General features: G+C 66.6%; 18 protein-coding genes. 13 read left to right on the top strand and 5 right to left on the bottom strand.

The genetic code is table 11. The features are described from left to right. The first annotated feature begins 15 nt into the window (after positions 1 to 15). On the top strand, positions 16 to 1,887 hold the full coding sequence (htpG, locus tag QX073_RS31670; protein WP_316226929.1) for a molecular chaperone HtpG: 1,872 nt from the start codon (positions 16 to 18) through the stop codon (positions 1,885 to 1,887). 26 nt (positions 1,888 to 1,913) lie between these two features. Here htpG and QX073_RS31665 read toward each other — a convergent pair whose 3' ends face one another. Beyond that, positions 1,914 to 2,900 carry a tripartite tricarboxylate transporter substrate binding protein gene (locus QX073_RS31665; RefSeq protein ID WP_316226928.1) on the bottom strand — a complete coding sequence of 329 codons (987 nt, stop codon included), beginning with the start codon at positions 2,898 to 2,900 and terminating at the stop codon, positions 1,914 to 1,916. 176 nt (positions 2,901 to 3,076) lie between these two features. Between QX073_RS31665 and QX073_RS31660 the strand changes: the two genes are divergently transcribed. The 5 genes from QX073_RS31660 (at position 3,077) to QX073_RS31640 (ending at position 9,748) form a co-directional block, all read left to right on the top strand. Then, on the top strand, positions 3,077 to 4,882 hold the full coding sequence (locus QX073_RS31660) for a long-chain-acyl-CoA synthetase (protein WP_316226927.1): 1,806 nt from the start codon (positions 3,077 to 3,079) through the stop codon (positions 4,880 to 4,882). A 127-nt stretch (positions 4,883 to 5,009) separates the two neighbouring features. Continuing rightward, on the top strand, positions 5,010 to 5,255 hold the full coding sequence (locus QX073_RS31655) for an acyl carrier protein (RefSeq protein ID WP_315716519.1): 246 nt from the start codon (positions 5,010 to 5,012) through the stop codon (positions 5,253 to 5,255). Further along, positions 5,242 to 6,630 (top strand): AMP-binding protein, encoded by a 1,389-nt coding sequence (locus QX073_RS31650; RefSeq protein WP_316226926.1) that lies wholly within the window; start codon positions 5,242 to 5,244, stop codon positions 6,628 to 6,630. The genes QX073_RS31655 and QX073_RS31650 overlap by 14 nt, the downstream gene beginning before the upstream one ends. After that, entirely contained in the window at positions 6,623 to 7,354 is a 732-nt protein-coding gene (locus QX073_RS31645) for an SDR family NAD(P)-dependent oxidoreductase (RefSeq protein ID WP_316226925.1), read from the top strand. Before QX073_RS31650 ends, QX073_RS31645 begins: the two co-directional genes overlap by 8 nt. A gap of 99 nt (positions 7,355 to 7,453) precedes the next feature. After that, complete coding sequence (locus tag QX073_RS31640) at positions 7,454 to 9,748, top strand: heavy metal translocating P-type ATPase (protein WP_315828459.1); 2,295 nt, start codon at positions 7,454 to 7,456, stop codon at positions 9,746 to 9,748. Positions 9,749 to 9,758: 10 nt separating this feature from the next. Here QX073_RS31640 and QX073_RS31635 read toward each other — a convergent pair whose 3' ends face one another. Further along, complete coding sequence (locus QX073_RS31635) at positions 9,759 to 10,166, bottom strand: hypothetical protein (protein WP_315716524.1); 408 nt, start codon at positions 10,164 to 10,166, stop codon at positions 9,759 to 9,761. A 156-nt stretch (positions 10,167 to 10,322) separates the two neighbouring features. On the opposite strand from QX073_RS31635, the gene QX073_RS31630 reads away from it, so the two are divergent. Next, positions 10,323 to 11,039: an MgtC/SapB family protein gene (locus QX073_RS31630; RefSeq protein ID WP_315772367.1), complete on the top strand. Its 717-nt coding sequence runs from the start codon at positions 10,323 to 10,325 to the stop codon at positions 11,037 to 11,039. 213 nt (positions 11,040 to 11,252) lie between these two features. On the opposite strand, the gene QX073_RS31625 is transcribed toward QX073_RS31630, so the two are convergent. After that, positions 11,253 to 12,053 carry an RMD1 family protein gene (locus tag QX073_RS31625; RefSeq protein ID WP_409977997.1) on the bottom strand — a complete coding sequence of 267 codons (801 nt, stop codon included), beginning with the start codon at positions 12,051 to 12,053 and terminating at the stop codon, positions 11,253 to 11,255. 152 nt (positions 12,054 to 12,205) lie between these two features. On the opposite strand from QX073_RS31625, the gene QX073_RS31620 reads away from it, so the two are divergent. After that, positions 12,206 to 13,354 carry a DUF3095 domain-containing protein gene (locus QX073_RS31620; RefSeq protein ID WP_315716526.1) on the top strand — a complete coding sequence of 383 codons (1,149 nt, stop codon included), beginning with the start codon at positions 12,206 to 12,208 and terminating at the stop codon, positions 13,352 to 13,354. 6 nt (positions 13,355 to 13,360) lie between these two features. Here the strand turns inward: QX073_RS31620 and QX073_RS31615 are convergent, their stop codons facing one another. Continuing rightward, positions 13,361 to 13,795 carry a DUF2147 domain-containing protein gene (locus tag QX073_RS31615; RefSeq protein ID WP_315716527.1) on the bottom strand — a complete coding sequence of 145 codons (435 nt, stop codon included), beginning with the start codon at positions 13,793 to 13,795 and terminating at the stop codon, positions 13,361 to 13,363. A gap of 1,035 nt (positions 13,796 to 14,830) precedes the next feature. Next, positions 14,831 to 15,364: a GNAT family N-acetyltransferase gene (locus QX073_RS31610; RefSeq protein ID WP_315716528.1), complete on the bottom strand. Its 534-nt coding sequence runs from the start codon at positions 15,362 to 15,364 to the stop codon at positions 14,831 to 14,833. A 104-nt stretch (positions 15,365 to 15,468) separates the two neighbouring features. Here QX073_RS31610 and QX073_RS31605 point away from each other — a divergent pair, with 104 nt between their 5' ends. From QX073_RS31605 to QX073_RS31585, 5 genes are all read left to right on the top strand, one after another. Continuing rightward, positions 15,469 to 16,068, top strand: coding sequence for a superoxide dismutase (locus QX073_RS31605; RefSeq protein WP_315753699.1), 600 nt, complete (start codon positions 15,469 to 15,471; stop codon positions 16,066 to 16,068). A gap of 176 nt (positions 16,069 to 16,244) precedes the next feature. After that, the gene (gene crcB, locus QX073_RS31600) at positions 16,245 to 16,631 is read left to right on the top strand and encodes a fluoride efflux transporter CrcB (protein WP_315716530.1); all 387 of its coding nucleotides are present in this window, start codon (positions 16,245 to 16,247) and stop codon (positions 16,629 to 16,631) included. Between the two features lie 189 nt (positions 16,632 to 16,820). Further along, positions 16,821 to 17,033, top strand: coding sequence for a hypothetical protein (locus tag QX073_RS31595; RefSeq protein ID WP_315716531.1), 213 nt, complete (start codon positions 16,821 to 16,823; stop codon positions 17,031 to 17,033). Further along, positions 17,033 to 17,794, top strand: a complete 762-nt coding sequence (locus QX073_RS31590; protein WP_315753694.1) for an ABC transporter ATP-binding protein — start codon at positions 17,033 to 17,035, stop codon at positions 17,792 to 17,794. Before QX073_RS31595 ends, QX073_RS31590 begins: the two co-directional genes overlap by 1 nt. Further along, positions 17,791 to 18,663: a metal ABC transporter permease gene (locus tag QX073_RS31585; RefSeq protein WP_409977973.1), complete on the top strand. Its 873-nt coding sequence runs from the start codon at positions 17,791 to 17,793 to the stop codon at positions 18,661 to 18,663. Before QX073_RS31590 ends, QX073_RS31585 begins: the two co-directional genes overlap by 4 nt. Positions 18,664 to 18,668 lie beyond the last annotated feature (5 nt).

Here is an 18,668-nt window from a genome sequence, read left to right as displayed (position 1 = left end):
GGCCAACGTACGACGATGACCGACACCGCCACCGTTAGCCATTCCTTCCAGGCCGAAGTCTCCGAGCTGCTCCATCTGATGGTGCATTCGGTCTATTCCGAGACCGATATTTTCCTGCGCGAGCTGATTTCGAACGCCTCGGACGCCTGTGACAAGCTGCGTTACGAGGCGATCGCCAGACCCGATCTGATCGGCGACGGCGAGGCGCCGCAGATCCGCATCATCCCGAACAAGGCCGCTGATACGCTGACCATCGCCGACAGCGGCATCGGCATGGAGCGCCAGGAACTGATCGACCATCTCGGCACCATCGCCCGCTCCGGCACCAAGGCGTTCGTGCAGAAGTTGGCCGAGGCCAAGGACGGCACCGGCCTGATCGGCCAGTTCGGCGTCGGCTTCTACTCGGCCTTCATGGTCGCCGACCGCATCGTCGTGATCAGCCGCCGTGCCGGCGGCAGCGAGGTCTGGACCTGGACCTCGTCGGGCGGCGCGGGCTTCGAGGTGGCGCCCGCGTCCGAGGAGGATGCCAAGCGGGTGACGCGCGGCACCGAGATCGTGCTGCACCTCAAGGACGACGCCAAGAAATATCTCGAAACCTATGAGATCGAGCGCATTGTCACCGCCTATTCCGACAACATCCAGTTTCCGATCATGCTGGTGCCGGAGGAGGGCGAGCCGCGCCAGATCAACTCCGCCAGCGCGCTGTGGCAGCGCTCGAAGTCCGAGCTGACGTCCGACGACTACAGCAAGGCCTACAAGTCGATTGCGCACGCGTTCGACGAGCCGGCGATGACGCTGCACTACCGGGCCGAGGGCCGCTATTCCTACGCGGTGCTGCTGTTCGCGCCGTCGACCAAGCCGTTCGACCTGTTCGAGCCGGCGCGCAAGGGCAAGGTCAAGCTCTATGTCCGCCGCGTCTTCATCACCGATGACGCCGACCTGATGCCGGCCTATCTGCGCTTCATCCGCGGCGTGATCGACAGCGAGGACCTGCCGCTCAATTTGTCGCGCGAGATGCTGCAGAACAATCCGCAGCTGGCGCAGATCCGCAAGGCCGTGACCACGCGCGTGATCGGCGAGCTGGAGCAGCTCGCCGACAAGGATGCCGAAAACTTCGACAAGATCTGGGATTCGTTCGGCGCCGTGATCAAGGAAGGCCTGTACGAGGATTTCGAGCGCCGCGACAAGCTGCTGTCGCTGTCGCGCTTCACCACGACATCGGGCGAGCGGCGCTCGCTGAAGCAATATGTCGAGGGTCTCAAGGAGAACCAGACCGAGATCTATTTCCTGGTTGGTGACAGCATCGAGCGGCTGAAGTCCAATCCGCGGCTCGAGGCCGCCAAGGCGCGCGGCGTCGAGGTGCTGCTGCTCACCGATCCGGTCGATGCGTTCTGGACCTCGGCACGGCTGGAGTTCGACGGCAAGCCGCTGAAGTCGCTGAGCCAGGGCGACATCAATTTCGACCCGATCCCGGTAACCGAGCCGACGCAAGCGGACGAGGCGCAGTCGGCGGCCGACGAAGCCAACACGATCGCGTTGATCAAGGCGAGCCTCGGCGACCACGTCACCGACGTGAAGGTCTCGACCCGGCTTACCACCAGCGCGTCGTGCCTGGTGGCCGGCAGCCATGGTCCGGATCGCGAGCTGGAGCGCATCCTGTCGCAGCAGGCGCGCGGGGCGCGCACCAAGCCGATCCTCGAGATCAATCTGCGCCATCCGCTGGTCGTGGCGGTCGCCAAGGCCGCCGCCGACAAGGCCAAGGTCGACGATCTGTCGTTCCTGCTGCTCGAACAGGCGCAGATCCTCGACGGCGAACTGCCGGAGGATCCGGCCGCCTTCGCGGCCCGTCTCAACCGGCTGGTGCTGCTGGGCGTCGCGGGGGCCTGAGGCAGGCGGGTCGCCGGGCGCGGAGGTCAGTTCTTCGCGCTCACCTGCGGGACCAGCTTGCGCCAGTGCATGATCTCGGCGCGGTAGGTCGCGGCATAGACGCCGACGTCGCCGGTGAGCGGCGTGGCGCCGACCTCCGCGAACTGCCTGCTGATGTCGGGATCGGCCAGCGCGGCGTTGATCTCGCGGTTGAGCAGCTCGACGATGGCTTTCGGCGTGCCGTGCGGCACCGCGACGCCATAGAAGCCGGAGGTTTCGAACGCCGGCAGTACGTCGGCGACCGGCGGCAGATCGGGGAAGGCGGCGGCGTGCTCGCGCGTCGTGACGGCCAGCGCCCGGACCTTGCCGCTGCGCAAAAGGTCGGCGGCGGAAGCGGCGTTGTCGAACATCGCGTGGATATGGCCGGAGGCGAGGTCGGTCAGGGCCGGCCCCGAGCCACGATAATGCACGACGGACCAGGTGATGCCGCCGAGGGTCCGGAACAGCTCGGCCGACAGCAGCTGGACGGTGCCAGGACCGGCGGAGCCGACGCTGAGCTTGCCCGGGTTGGCCTTGGCATAGGCCAGGAATTCGGGCAGCGTCTCGACCGGCAGCTGCCGGCTGACCAGCAGCAGCAGCGGCATGCGCGCCATGCCGGCGACGGGGATGAGATCGCCCTCGGCGCCGGGCGAGCCGTCGGTCGAGGCCGTAATGACGTTGGCGGTCGAGGTCGCAAGGATCGTGTAGCCGTCCGGCGCGGCGCTCGCGACGCTCTTGGTGGCGGTCGTGCCGCCCGCACCCGGCCGGTGATCGAGCACGAAGGGCTGGCCCAGTCGGCGGGTCAGCCGGTCGCAGATCAAGAGCGACAGCCGGCCGGTGGCTCCGCCCGGGGCAAACGGAATGACCCAGGTGACGGGCTGAGCCGGATAGGGCGCATCAACTCCGGCGAACGCCGTGGTCGAAGTCATGGCTGCAACGCTGCTCCAGGCGGCGCAGCGCAGCAATGCGCGTCGTGTCATCGTGTCCTTGGGCATGCCGGCCTTCGCGTTGGCATGTTCTGGGAGCGGTAGGATAACCGGCATTTCCGAGAACTTCGTAAAGGATCGCATTCGCATCAACAGCGACGCACTCTCGGCCGGTTAACCCTCCCGCTTAACGGCCGGTCAGGCCACCCGGCCTATAAGCACGCCGAATTGGGGTGAGGGCGTTCATGAACTCCGGGCAGTCGGATCGATCTGTGGAACTCAGCACGGCCCCTCGGAAGCCGTCGGCGGCGAAGATCTGGCTGAAGGCGATCGAGCTGACCTCGCGCATCGAGGCAGAGCCGGCGCGGCTGTTCGCCGACGTGGTGGACGACTGGGCCGCGAAGCAGCCCGAACGGCCGGCGCTGATCTCCGATCGCGAGACGCTGAGCTATTCCGCCCTGTCTGGGCGCATCAACCGATACGCCCGCTGGGCGCTGGCCAATGGCATCGGGCCTGGCCACACGATCGCTTTGATGATGCCGAGCCGGCCCGACTACCTGGCCGCCTGGCTTGGGATCAGTCGCGTCGGCGGTGTGGTTGCGCTCATCAATGCCAATCTCATCGGACCGTCGCTTGCGCATTGCATCAATGTGGCTCGGCCAGTCCATGTGATCGTCTCCAAGGACTTCCATGAAGCCTATACGGAGGTTGCGCCGTTGATCGCGGGCGGGCCGCGTGTCTGGGTTGCCGACGGCGGCGATCTCGACGTCGCGATCGCCGCGATGGATACGCAGGCGCTCGACGCAACCGAGCGCCGCGCCGTGACGATCAACGACCGCGCGCTGCTGATCTACACCTCCGGCACGACGGGCCTGCCCAAGGCCGCCAGTATCAGCCATCGCCGCATCATGAACTGGGGCGGCTGGTTTGCCGGCCTCACCGGCGCAGGTCCCGACGATCGCCTCTATGACTGTCTGCCGGTCTATCATTCCGTCGGCGGCATCGTCGCGCCCTGTAGCATGCTGCGCGCCGGCGGTGCGGCGGTGCTCGCGGAGAAATTCTCGGCGAGCAATTTCTGGCGCGACATCGTCCGTCACGATTGCACGCTGGTGCAATATATCGGCGAGCTCTGCCGCTATCTGCTGGCCGCCGCGCCATGCGATTTCGACCGCGCCCATCGGCTGCGGCTCGCCTGCGGCAACGGAATGCGCGGCGACGTCTGGGAGGCGTTCCAGGCGCGCTTCGCCATCCCCCAGGTGCTGGAATTCTATGCCGCGACCGAAGGCAACTTCTCGCTCTACAATGTCGAGGGCAGGGTGGGATCGATCGGGCGCGTGCCGTCGCTGCTTGCGCATCGCTTTCCCGCCGAAATCATCAAGCTGGATGCCGACCAGCGCGCACCCTTGCGCGGACCCGACGGGCGGTGCCTGGTCTGCGCGCGCGGCGAGATCGGCGAGGCCATTGGCCGCATCGGTACGGCGGACCAGGGAGGCGGCCGCTTCGAAGGCTATACCGATACGGGCGAGACCGAGAAGAAGATCCTGCGCGACGTCTTCGCCAAGGGCGATGCCTGGTTCCGCACCGGTGACCTGATGCGCCAGGACGACCAGGGCTTCTTCTATTTCGTCGATCGTCTCGGCGACACCTTCCGCTGGAAGGGCGAGAACGTCGCGACCAGCGAGGTGAACGAGGCGATCCTGCAATGTCCCGGCGTGTTGGAAGCATCGACCTATGGTGTCGTCGTGCCCGGCAGGGACGGACGCGCCGGCATGGCTGCGCTCGTCGTCGGCGACAGCTTCGATCTCGATCGCCTCTCTCTAGAACTTGCCCGCCGATTGCCGCCCTATGCTCGGCCGGTGGCGCTCCGCATCACGTCGTCGCTGCAGTCGACCGAAACATTCAAGCAGAAGAAGCAGGCGCTGATGCGCGACGGCTTCGATCCGTCGATCGTGCATGAGCCGCTCTACGTGCGCGACGCCGGGACGGGTGCCTATTGCCTGCTCGATCGGGATCTCCATGCGCGGATCCTCGCCGGCGAGGTTCGTTTGTAGATGATTTTAATCATAGGCCATGATGGGTATTTACCAACGGTCCCGAAAGATGGCTGGCAAGTCCGGCTTCCTTCACCTTCTCGTCCTATGGTCGGTTTCATCGTTTGAACAGTGAGCGGATTGGCCCATGTCGGTACGGTTAAGAATCATTGCAGCGATCAAGCAGATTGCGGACGAGCAGAAGGTCAAGCTGCCGCCGCTGACCGACGAGCTGACGTTGCACGAGACCGGCTTCGACTCGCTCGCTTTCGCCATCCTGGTCGCCCGTCTCGAGGACGATCTCGGCGTCGATCCGTTCACCCTGTCCGAGGATGTGACGTTCCCCAACACGATAGGCGACTTCATCGGGGCCTATGAGAATGTCCCCGCGTGAGATCTTCGCCCTTCGCGACCATCTCGGGGCGGCGCTGACCGAACGGACGATCTCCGATCCGCGTCACGTCATATCGCTCGCCGAGCTGTCGCGCGGAAGCTGCCTCGGCGGCCGCAGCGCAGAGCTCAACGGACGTTCGGTGCTGCTGGCGACGTCCGGTCAGTTGCTCGCCGGCTTGGCGCTGATCGAGATCGACGGCGTCGCACGGCGCCTGTTGTTGTGTCCGCCGGATCTCAAGGGCGAGCATCTCGCCAGCATCATCGCCGATGCTGACATCGACGCCATCGTGACCGACGAGGTCCAGCGTTTCGACGCCTGCGGCGTCGATCTCGTGATCGAGGTCGCCCTGCCGCAGCCTTTCGCCGAGGTGGTGCAAACGGCGCGTGCCACCGAATGGCTGATGCTGACATCAGGCACGTCGGGCGTGCCGAAGATTGTCGGGCATACTCTGGATGGCCTGTGCGGCGCGATCATCGGCGACCGTCCGGGTCCTGGCGAAGCCATGCCGGTGTGGGCGACCTTCTACGACATCCGCCGCTATGGCGGCCTGCAGATCTTCCTGCGCGCCATCGTCGGCGGCGGCTCGATGGTGCTGTCGGATCCCGGCGAGGGGCTCGCGGACCAGATCGCGCGTCTCAACGCGCGCGGCGTCACTCACATGTCCGGAACGCCGTCGCATTGGCGCAAGCTGCTGATGAGCGGATCGGTCGAAGGCTTTGCGCCGCGCTATGTGCGTCTCTCCGGCGAGATCGCCGACCAGGCCGTGCTCGACGGATTGAAGCAGGCATTTCCCGACGCTTCGATCGGTCATGCCTACGCCTCGACGGAGGCCGGCGTCGGCTTCGCGGTCAATGATGGGCTGGAGGGTTTTCCTGCGACGCTGCTCGGCGAGGGCCGCGGGGCCGTCGACATGAAGGTCGTCGACGGCTCGCTGCGCATCCGCTCCAAGCGTGCCGCGCACGCCTATGTCGGACGCTCTGCCGCCGCCCTGACCGACACGGATGGCTATGTCGACACCGGTGACATGGTCGAGCTGCGCGGCGATCGCTACTACTTCGTCGGACGCCGCAACGGCATCATCAATGTCGGCGGGCTCAAGGTCCATCCCGAAGAGATCGAAGCCGTGATCAATGGCCATCCCGAGGTGCGGATGTCGCGCGCCAAGTCGCGGCGCAGCCCGATCACCGGGGGCATCGTCGTCGCCGAGGTCGTGCTGACGGCGGATGCCGATCCGGTACGGAGTGAGACGGTCCGCAATGAGATCCTGGCCGCGTGTCGCGCGCGTCTCGCGGCCCACAAGGTGCCGGCGATGATCCGCGTCGTGCCAGCGCTCGACGTCACTCCGGCCGGCAAGCTGGCGCGCGCCGATGCATAATGTTCTCGTCACCGGCGGCAGCCGTGGCATCGGGCTCGCCATCGCGCGCAGGCTCGCGGGAGCGGGCTATGACGTCATCGCGGTGGCCCGCCGGGAGAGCGACGAGCTGCGCGCCGCGATGGCCGAGTTCAGCGCCAGCAGCGCCGGCATTCATTTCCGCGCCTGCGACCTCAGCATCGTTGATGAACTACCGGCCTTCGTGAAGTCGGTGCGCGACGAGTTCGGTCCGCTCTATGGTCTCGTCAACAATGCCGGTCTCGGCACCGAGGGCCTGCTCGCGACCATGCATAATTCGGAGATCGAGGCACTGGTGCGGCTGAACGTGCTGGCGCCGATGATCCTGACGAAATACGTCGTTCGTCACATGATGGCCGCGGGCGAAGGCCGGGTGATCAACATCTCCTCGATCATCGCCTCTACCGGCTACAAGGGCCTGTCCGTCTACGGAGCGACCAAGGCGGCCGCCAACGGCTTCACGCGCTCGCTGGCGCGCGAGGTCGGCAAGGTCGGCATCACCGTGAACGCGATCGCGCCGGGCTTCATCGCCACCGAGCTGACGCAGAGCATGGACGAGGAGCAGCAGCGACGCATCGCCGGCCGCAGCGCGTTGCGGCGGCTGCCGGAAACGGATGACGTGGCCGCGATGGTTGAATTCCTGCTCGGCGACGGCGGGCGCAATGTCACCGGTACCGTGCTGACGGTCGACGCAGGCAATACCGCCTGAGGCCATTTGCGGCGATCGGTCGCTCTCGCCGTTGATTTCGCTCAAGCGTCCGACGCGCGGCAGCAGCGATAGTGCCGGCGCAATCCGGAACCGGTATCCATGTTCGAGCGCATTCTGCGGTGGACCCTCGTCGTGATCGCAATCGCGGGCCTCGCCGCGGGCGGCCTCGCGCATGTGCTCGGTCGCCCCGATCTTGCCGGGATCGCGTTCACGGCCTCGACCGTTCCTGTCATCCTGGGGCTGATCGTCTCGATCGTCCGCGATTTCCTGGCCGGCCGCATCGGCGTCGACGCGATCGCGCTGGTGTCGATGAGCGCGGCGATCATCCTCGGCGAGCCGCTGGCCGGCGCTGTCGTGGCGCTGATGTATTCCGGCGGCAACGTGCTGGAGGACATTGCCGTCGCCCGCGCCGAGCACGATCTGCGCGCGTTGGTCGATCGCGCGCCGCGCGAGGCGCATCGCCGTCGTGGCGACGAGATCGACAACGTTCCGATCGCCAGCGTCGCGGTCGGTGATCGCCTGATGGTCCGCGCCGGCGAGATCGTCCCGGTCGACGGCATGGTCGAAACAACCATCGCCGTCGTCGACGAGTCGGCGCTCACGGGCGAGCCCATCCCGGTGATGAAGACGCGCGGGATGGCGATCCTGTCGGGATCGGTGAACGCCGGCGACACGTTCGAAATGGCCGTCACGGCGACCGCGGGCGAAAGCACCTATGCCGGCATCGTCAAGCTGGTGACGACGGCCCAGACCGCGAAAGCGCCGTTCGTGCGGCTTGCCGACCGCTACGCGCTGATCTTCCTGCCCGTAAGCCTCGCTATTGCGGGGGCCGCCTATTTGGCCTCGGGCGATCTGATCCGGAGTCTTGCCGTGCTGGTGGCGGCAACGCCGTGCCCGCTGATTCTCGCCGCACCCGTCGCTTTCATTGCGGGCGTGGCGCAGGCGGCCCGAAGCGGCATTCTGGTCAAAGGCGGCGGCAAGCTCGAGGCGCTCGCGCGTGCCCATACCGTGCTGTTCGACAAGACGGGCACGCTGACCGTCGGCGGCGCGCGGCTGCTCTCGGTCGACGCGGCACCGGGCGAGGACGCCGATGCGGTGCTGCTGCTCTGCGCATCGCTCGAGCAGGCCTCGCACCACGTGGTGGCGCACGCGATCGTTCAGGCCGGCCAGGCCCGCGGGCTGAAGCTGAAGGTGCCCGAACAGGTCAGGGAGACGATGGGCTCGGGCCTCGAAGGGCTGATCGATGGCCGCCCTGTGATGGCCGGCTCGCGCGACCTCGTGCTCGGCAGCCGCACGCCGCCGGCTTGGGCGGCGCGCGCGATCCGCCGCGCGTCATGGCGTTCGGCCCTGATCGTCTTCGTCGCCGTCGAGGGGCGCCCGATCGGGGCGCTGCTGCTGGCGGACGAGCTGCGCGCGGATACGCCGCGGGCGATCCGCTGGCTGCGCGAGGCCGGCATCGCGCGCATGGTCATGGTGACCGGGGACCGCGCCGCGGCCGCGCAGGCGATCGGCGCGGCGCTCGACCTCGACGCCGTGCTGGCGGACCGTGTCCCCTCCGACAAGGTGGAGGCGGTCAGGAGCGAGCAGCGGCTGCATCCCACCATCATGGTCGGCGACGGCATCAACGACGCCCCGGCGCTGGCCTGCGCCGACGTCGGCATCGCGCTCGGCGCCCGCGGCGCCAGCGCCTCGTCGGAAGCCGCCGACGTGGTCATTCTGGCCGATCGGCTCGATCGGGTCGGCAAGGCGATCGTGATCGCCCAGCGCGCCCGACGCGTCGCCCTGGAGAGCATCTTCGCCGGCATGGGCCTGTCGTTCGTCGCGATGGGGGCCGCCGCCTTCGGGCTGCTGCAGCCGGTACCTGCGGCCCTGGTCCAGGAGGCCATCGACGTCGCCGTCATCCTGAACGCGCTCCGCGCTCTGTTCCCGGCTGGACGCAGCAAGGCCGGCCGGATCACGGCCGAAGACGGCCGAGGGCTCAGGCATGATCACCAGGCGCTGCTGCGCGGCCTCGACCGCCTGCGCTCGATCGTCGATGCGCTCGACGAAGCCTCGCCGGACGGCGCCGTGGCGCTGATCATGGAGGCAAACGGCTTGGTGCAGGACAAGGTCGTGGCGCATGAGCGCGACGACGAAGGATCGGTCTATCCGAAGCTCGCGCGGCTCCTGCAGGAGAGCCATGGCCTGTCGGCGATGAGCCGGGCGCATCGCGAGATCCTGCATCTGGCGCGCCTGCTCGGCCGGCTGGTCGAGGATCTGCCGTCCGAGCATGTGGACCGCTATCTGATCCGCGATGCGCAACGGGTGATCGAGGCGATCGAAACGCTGGTGCGCATGCACACGGCGCAGGAGGACGACATCTACGAGGCCGTGGTGGCGCGCTCGGCCGCCTGAACCGTTCGCGTCAGCCCGGATGCCGCGGCAGGTCGATCCGTTCGTTGGCAAATTCCGCAGGACCTTCGATCAGGCGGCGGATCCGCCGCTGGCGCTCCTCGGCCGACAGGCTCGGATCGAGCATCCGATCGATCAGCCGGATCGCATTCTGCTCGATGGCGACGGGATCCCGCGACGTGGGCTGCCCGGCTGCTGCCGGCCGCGATGCATGCAGGCCGATCGTGAGCAACTGGCCGATGGCGTCGGAGCGTGTCATCTGGTGAGCCTCCGCCCAGGCGTCGATCTCGGCGGTGAGCTCCTGGGACAGCTTCACCGCACTCACCGCATCATGCCCCAGCCGGACGGCCGGGCTGTGATCCCTGCGGACGTCGGAGAATGGCGTCATGTGTTTGCCGGACGTCATCTGCCTGTTGATCATATCAGCCTAAAGTATGCGGGAGGGACTGGGATTTGATTTCGATCAAGGACGTCCTAAGAAAGCGGCCTCTCGCGGCGGTTCCGCCGCCGGATGCCACGCGTGTCGCTGCTGCCAGGCAGGCCACGGAGCTTAATACTGCAGACAGTCAGCAAGCCCATGCGATTCCTCCACACTTTCCAAGTCTATGATTTCCTCGACACGCTCGTCAGCCTGTTCGCAGCTTTCGTGCTGGGCACGCTGATCGGCGCCGAGCGGCAATACCGGCAGCGCAGCGCCGGCCTGCGCACCAACGTGCTGGTCGCCGTCGGCGCGGCCGCCTTCGTCGATCTCGGCAACCGCCTGACCGGCGCCGACGGCGCGGTGCGGATCATCGCCTATGTGGTGTCGGGCATCGGCTTCCTCGGCGCCGGCACGATCATGAAGGAGGGCATGAACGTCCGCGGGCTCAACACCGCCGCGACGCTGTGGGCGTCCGCCGCGGTCGGCGCCTGCGCCGGCGCCGACCTGATCGCGCAATCCGTGGCGCTGACCGTGTTCGTGCTGGCCGGCAACACCTTGCTGCGGCCGCTGGTCAACGCGATCGATCGCATCCCGCTCAATGCGCAGACGTCGGAGGCGCACTACGAGATCGTCCTGACCACCGACGGGCTGCGTGCCGCCGAGCTGCGCGAGGCGCTCGACGAGCGGCTGGAGGCGGCCAAATACCCGGTGCGGGAGACCGAGGTCGTCTATCGCTCCGAGGACATCGTCGAGATCGTTGCGACGCTGGTGCCGCTCGCGGTCGATACGGTCGATCTCGACCGCGTCGTGTCCGAGCTGGCGAAGCTCGCCGGGGTCCGTCATGCGACCTGGAACGTCAGAGCGCTGGTGTGACGGCATTGCCGGACCAGCATCGCCGCACCGGCGGCGGGGCGCTCGCCACACCTCGTGGCTGCCGGCCGCCGGCGGTCGTGGCAAGCTCCCCACCCGCGTCATGGTTCGATATCCCCTGCATCGCTCATCGCGCCCATGCGAAAGTTCCATGTCGCGCCTGAACCATCGCTGAATGCAGCGCCGTCAGTCGTCAGGCGTGCGGCAGCTCCATCGTCAGTGCCCGCCGCGGGCGAAGATCTCATAGAAGCCGAGCACGATCTCGCAGGCGATCAGGATGACGACGATGACCTCGAGCCGCAGCGAGCGCTTGGTGTCGATGATGTCGGCGAGCGTGGTCGCCGTCTCGGCGATCACCGCGAGCTTGCGGTTGAGGGTGTCCTCGCGCTCTTTCAGCTCATACTCGTCCTCGAGCCGCGCATAGAGCCGCTCCAGATCTGGCCGGTCCCACAACACGTCCGGCTTTTCGCCGACGGCCACGCGGCCGGAGACGCGGTGCTGCACCAGCAGCGCCTCGCCGAGCAGCTTGAGCATCGCCACCCGGCTCTTCGATGTTCGTCCCAGCATCGCCAGCTCGCGCGCGAACGGCTCGATGGTGTCGAACACGTTGGCGATCTCGCGCTCGCTGCGGCCGAGCACGACGCTCTTCGCCAGCGCATCGGCGACGATGAGCAGCCGCTCCAGCGACAATTCCTTGACCAGGACCGGGCCGCCGACCGGGATCGGCTCGTCGGATTCGCGCGCGACCTGGACCTTGGCCGTCTCTTCCTCGTGGGGGGCGATCGGGCCGAACAGCCGCGCGCTCAGCCGGTCGAGGAAGTTGATCTCCTCGGCCACCGACAGGCCGATGAAGACGACGACGCCGTAGCGGAAGACCACGGCGACTCCCGTCTCGCCGATGCGGACCGCAAGCGGCGTCGCCGACAGCACCTGGCCTTCGAAGCCGGCGGTATTGATGCGGTCCGCGATCTGGAGCGCGCGGGCGGCGAGTTGTGGAACGGGGGAGGAGTCGGCCATGATGGTGAAAGGGTAGCACGTCGAGCCCGACAGAACGATAACGCGGCGCAAGCCTGGCGACACGTCCGTTGCCGAATATCGCTGCCTGAACCCGCTTGACAGGAAGGAACGTAGCTCCTCATTGGACGCGCACCCCGGATGGATGCCTCTCGATGTCGAAGACCAGTGCTGCGGACTACTATGCCTCGATCCCGGTGTTTCGCGGCTTCGCGCGCCTGATGGAGCCGCAGCTCTACCAGCCGGTGCCGGACGACTGGCTGATCGGCACGGCCGACATCGTCGAGTCGACCAAGGCGATCGCCGACAGGCGCTACAAGGCGGTCAACATGGCCGGGGCGGCGGTCATCGCCGCGGTCACCAATGCCTTGGAGGGGCGCGAATTCCCGTTCGTGTTCGGCGGTGACGGCGCCAGCTTCGCCGTCAGCCCGGATGACGAAGCGGCCGCGCGCGAAGCCCTTGCCGCCACCGCGACCTGGGTCAGGGAGGATCTCGCTCTCGCGATGCGCGTCGCGCTGGTGCCCGTGACGGCGATCCGCGCGCAGGGGCTCGATGTCCGCGTGGCGCGCTACGGTCCGTCGGCCAATCTGTCCTATGCGATGTTCGCGGGCGGCGGAGTGGGCTGGGCCGAGGCCGCGATGAAGCGGGGCGAGTTCGCGATTCCCCCGGCGCCGTCCGGTGCGCAGCCCGATCTGTCCGGACTCTCGTGCCGCTTCGAGGAGATTCCGGCGGCGCGCGGGGTCATCCTGTCGGTGCTGGTGCTGCCGGCTCCCGGCGCGGATGCGCAGGCCTATCGCAAGGTGATCGAGGAGATCATCACCCTCACCGAGCGCAGCCCCGATGCCGGGCGGCCGGTGCCGGCCGGCGCGCCGGCGTTGCGATGGCCGCCGCAGGGATTTGGCTACGAGGTCCGCGCCGCGCGCGGACCGCTGTTGTCGCGCTGGGCCCGCGTGCTCGGACGTACGCTGTTCGTCTATGCCGTGATGCGGTTCAACATCAGCATCGGCGGCTTCGTGCCGGATCTCTACAAGCAGCAGGTGGTCGAGAATTCCGACTTCCGCAAATATGACGATGCGCTGCGCATGATCCTCGACTGCACCGACGAGCTCGCGCAGGAGCTGGAGCGCCGGCTCGGCGCGGCGGCTTCGCGCGGCATCGTCCGCTACGGGCTGCATCGGCAAGATGCCGCGATGATGACCTGCTTCACGCCGTCCGCGATCCGGCCGGATCACGTCCACTTCATCGACGGCGCGCGAGGCGGCTACGCATCGGCTGCGACCGCGTTGAAGGCCGCGGTCGCCTGAGAGTGATCAGCGCGCGCGGGTCCAGGTCTCGCCGCCGCACAGCGATCCGACGCAGCCTTCCACCTTCAGCGTATCCGGGCCGGAGACGGAGATGTGGCTGGTGTAGCTCTGGCCGTCATCGGCGTTGTAGATCTTGCCGGACCATTTATTCGGCCCCTCCGAGTGAACGCCTTCGAACAATTGCAGGCCGATGATCGGGCGGTTGGCCAGCGCGCGATTGGGATTCTTGTTGTCGACGGCCGGCTTGCCGGTGTCGGTGTCCATCGGCTCCTTCAGCCACACGACGGTGCCGCAGAGATTGGCGCCGCATTTGGCGACCTTGATCCTGGCGTCGCCCGCCTGGGTCAGCCAGGTGCCGGTCGGATCATCGGCGGCCAAAGCGGGCTGCGCCATCACGACGGTCGCCAGCGCAAGACCAGCCAAACGCAATTTCCAAATCATCTTACCCCCCGTTGAAGCCGCGTTTCCATAACAGCAAACGGCGCAGTTGCAATCGCAGAGGAGCGGTTGTCCAAAGCGGGATCATCACGATCAGGTGCATGGCTGCCGAGCCGTCTCAATTCCTTGTTCGGTTGTCTCATGCATGTGCCGGGAAATGGTTTTGATTGCGGCAACAAACTCGGCTGTCGTCCCGGCCCTTGAACCGGGATCCATACCCCCAGGGAGCGGTTCGAAACGCGCCGGCGATTGGCTTTTCGCATCTCGCGTCGCCGCCGCGTATGGGTCCTGGATCGGCGCCATGCCGCGCTGGCGCGCGTCACGGCTTGTCCGGGACGACGACGGCGGGTGAGGCGGTTTCACGGTTCAAACAGCGATGGACATGGCTTTGCAGTCTCGCGGCGCATCGCGCCCGAGGTCTGCGATCAGTCCGTCCCTCTCGAAATGCAGAGGGCGCAGGGAATGCCGGGTGAAGGCCTCACCCATGGCCCGCCTGCGAAAAGAATGCAGGCGGCAGGTACCACAGGCAAAGCCGATTCAACCGGCATTCCCTGCGCGACGGTCTTCACGCTTATACGCAGTCTCCCTGGTGCGCCGGGCTTGTTGGCCACCATCCCCAGCGCCATGCGTGAGCATTGCGCCAGGTTGACACCAGCTTCGGGGTGTCAGGACGCTGCGACTTCACGTCCGCGTGCTACCGTTCGTCCGCACGCCGATAAGCATGCTGCGGCAGCAACGCGGCCATCGCATCCCCACCTCGCGTGTCGTGACGATCGCGCGCTACGCCCCTCTGCGGTGAGGCGGGATGCCGGGATACAAGCATGATTTCTTGAAAAACGCAAGAGAATTATTTTTTTCGGAATACGGGCCATGTGATCCGCTGTCGTCCCGGCCTCGAGCGGGGACCCATCCTCCGCAGCGGACATCATGGGCAAAGTGCCATGACCAGCGTGCCTCAAACGTCTGCCTGGGGGTAGGTCGTCCCGGATCTGCGCGCGCGTACCGCGCGCTTGTCCGGGACGACAGGGGAGAGCGGCCTCACCACGGCAATCCGCAGAGGTCGATGGTGCCGCGGGTCGGCGCAGTGCGCTTGACGTCGTGCACGAGCGCAGACAGCGTGTCGAAGCGGATGCGGCCCTGGTCGGGCTGCTCGGCGTAGACGTCGCCGTCGAACGGGATGAAGCCCCTTGCGCCGTAGAAGGCGATGCGATCCGGCGCGCAGAACAGCACGGCGTAGTTGATCGAGTCTTCGTGCCGCAGGGTCTGGATCGCGGCGTTGAGTCCCACGGTGGCCAGGCCACGATTGCGCACGTCCGCGCGCGTCAAAACGCCGCCGATGCCGCCGATGTTGACGTTCTGCCCGTTCCATTTCACCAGGCGGCGATAGATGCCGACGTGGCAGAGCAGGTCGCCACTCTCGTCTTGCACCAGCACGCGCAGATCGGCATGCGCAAAAGTGATACCTGCCCAGGGTAAGCTCGCGACCACCTCGGGCGGCCAGATCGCGTCGTACAGCGGCTTCACCAGCGGCCAGGAGGCGTCGCCATTCAGGACCTCGATTTCGATGCTCATCAAAACGGCTCGCTTTTTCCAGAATCACAGTGTTTAGGACTGCGGAACCTTCTATAAGAAGGTCCCGTTAAATCCCGTCTTCCACAAGTTGCGGAACCGCCCCCATGACCTTTACGCTTCCCCCCCTGCCTTACGCCTATGAAGCCCTCGGCCCCTACATGTCCAAGGAGACGCTCGAGTACCATCACGACAAGCATCACCAAGCCTATGTGACCAACGGCAACAATGCGATCAAGGGGACCGAATTCGAAGGCAAGTCCCTCGAGGAGATCGTCAAGGGCTCGTTCGGCAAGAACCCCGCCGTGTTCAACAATGCCGGCCAGCATTTCAACCACATCCATTTCTGGTCCTGGATGAAGCCGAACGGCGGCGGCTCCAAGCTGCCCGGCCGGCTCGAGAAGAAGATCGACGAGGATCTCGGCGGCTTCGAGAAGTTCAAGGCCGACTTCGCGGCCGCCGGCGTCGGCCAGTTCGGCTCTGGCTGGTGCTGGCTCTCGGTCAAGAACGGCAAGCTCGAAATCTCCAAGACCCCGAACGGCGAGAACCCGCTGGTGCACGGCGCGACCCCGATCCTCGGCTGCGACGTCTGGGAGCACTCCTACTACATCGACTATCGCAACCGCCGTCCCGACTATCTGAAGGCGTTCGTCGAGAACCTGATCAACTGGGATTACGTCGACGAGCTCTACGGCAAGGCGATCTGATCGCTGACGCAAGCAAGTGACCAGGGCGGCGGCTTCGGCTCGCCGCCCTTTTTCATGGCAAGGCTTTTGACGAGGGCGATCCTTGCAAGAGCGGCGCCCTTGCGGCAAGAGTTTTGCTCCATTCGCGACGAGGGCAGGGCATTCCGTCTCTCGATGCGGTCTGCAGGTAAGGTCCCGTGAATCAACTGATCGGATTCTTTCTCGTCTTCTTCGGCGGCGGCTGCGGCGCCTCGCTACGGCATGCGATCAACGTGGCCAGCGCCAAGGCATTCGGGACGGACTTCCCGTACGGCACCTTCATCATCAACATCACCGGCTCGACCGTGATGGGTCTGATCGCCGGGTATCTCGCCTTCAAGGGCGGCGCGACCCAGCATTGGCGGCTGTTCCTGATGACCGGCATTCTTGGCGGCTACACCACGTTCTCGGCGTTCTCGCTCGACACCGCGCTGCTGTATGAGCGGGGCGCGTTGGGACTGGCTGCGGTCTACGTGCTGGGGTCGGTGGGGATCTCGATCGCCGGCCTGTTCGCCGGCCTGGCGCTGGTGCGGTATTTCAGCTGACGCGCTGGTTGACGGGAGGCGGTCTCTCTCCGCCGTCATTGCGAGCGCAGCGAAGCAATCCAGAATCCCTCCGCTTGGGCAGCCTGGATTGCTTCGCTGCGCTCGCAATGACGGGGTGAGACCACCGATGCCACAAACGCCCCGCCTGCGGTGGACAGCGGTGATGTTATAATGTAACATCATGACGAAATGACGCAGTCTGTCCTCGATAGCCACGGCCATTCGCATGCGCACGGGCACAGCCATGGTCACGGTCATGCCCACAGCCACGGTCCCGCGGCGCCGCATCCGGCGCAGCCGGCGCCGTGGTCGATCCTGCGCATGCCGGTGACGACGCGGCTCGGCGCGGCGCTGGCGGCGAGCGCGGTGCTCTGGCTGATCGTCTGGCTGGCGATGCGATGATGACGGCCATGGTCCAGCTGCAATTCCGCGACGTGACCCTGGGCTACGACCGCCACCCCGCCGTGCATCACCTTACCGGTGAGGTCGCGACAGGGGCGCTGCTCGCCGTGGTCGGCCCCAACGGCGCCGGCAAGTCGACGCTGTTTCGCGGCATCGTCGGCCTGTTGAAGCCGCTCGCCGGCACCATCGCCGCGGCCGGCCTGAAGCCGCGCGAAATCGCCTATCTGCCGCAGATCGCCGATATCGACCGCTCCTTCCCGATCTCGGTGTTCGATTTCGTCAGCACCGGACTGTGGCGCAGCACCGGCATGTTCGGCGGCATCGGCGCGGCCGCGCGCGAGAAGATCGCGCAGGCGATCGCGGCCGTCGGCCTCACCGGCTTCGAGGGTCGCGGCATTGGCACGCTCTCGGGCGGCCAGATGCAGCGCATGCTGTTCGCGCGCGTGCTGCTGCAGGATGCCCGCGTGATCGTGCTCGACGAGCCGTTCAATGCGATGGACACGAAGACCTCGGCCGACCTTCTGCAACTGATCGAGCACTGGCATGGCGAGCGGCGCACCGTGCTGGCGGCGCTGCACGACATGGACATGGTGCGCGCGCATTTCCCGCAGACCCTGCTGCTGGCGCGCGAGGCCGTGGCCTGGGGACCGACGGCGGAGGTGCTGACCGCCGACAATCTGTCGCAGGCGCGTCGGATGTGCGAGGCGTTCGACGATGCCGCCGCGCCCTGCGTGCCGGCGCAAGCCTCCAAGGCGGCATGATGCTGCGCGAGGTGCTGTTCGCTCCGTTCTCGGATTTCGAGTTCATGCGCCGCGCGCTCGCCGCGGTCATCGCGCTGTCGCTCGGCTCCGGACCGATCGGCGTCTTCCTGATGCTCAGGCGCATGAGCCTGGTCGGCGACGCCATGGCACATGCGATTCTTCCCGGCGCGGCGATCGGTTTCCTGCTGTCGGGTCTCAATTTGTTTGCGATGACGACCGGCGGCCTGATCGCCGGCTTTGCCGTGGCGCTGCTATCGGGCCTCGTCTCGCGCTCGACCGGGTTGAAGGAGGACGCGTCGCTCGCGACCTTCTATCTGGCGTCACTGGCGATCGGCGTCACCATCGTCTCGGTCAAGGGCACCAACGTCGATCTCTTGCACGTGCTGTTCGGCAACATCCTGGCGATGGACGACCCGACCTTGCTGATGGTCGCGACCAACGCCACCATCACGCTCGTCGTGCTCGCCGTGATCTACCGCCCGCTGGTCGTCGAGAGCGTCGATCCCTTGTTCCTGCGCACCGTGAGCCGCGCCGGTGCGCCGGCGCATCTGATCTTCCTCGCCCTGATCGTCGTCAACCTCGTCAACGGCTTCCAGGCGCTCGGCACCTTGCTTGCGGTCGGCCTGATGATCCTGCCGGCGGGGATCGCCCGGTTCTGGTCGCGCGACGTCACGCCGATGATCTGCATCGCGGTCGCCTCTGCGATCGTCTCCGGCTATGTCGGGCTGGTGCTGTCGTTCCAGACCCGCATTCCCTCGGGGCCTGCGATCATCCTGGTCGCGTCCTTGCTCTATCTCGCCTCGGTGCTGTTCGGACGCGTGGGCGGCGTGCTTCCGCAACTGTTTCCGGGACGTCACCTCGAAGCCTGAAGTCG

The sequence above is a fragment of the Bradyrhizobium sp. SZCCHNS3052 genome, from assembly GCF_032484495.1.
GTDB lineage: Bacteria > Pseudomonadota > Alphaproteobacteria > Rhizobiales > Xanthobacteraceae > Bradyrhizobium.
The sequence above is the reverse complement of the archived record's forward strand: the minus strand, read 5'-3'. Positions and strand labels throughout refer to the sequence as shown.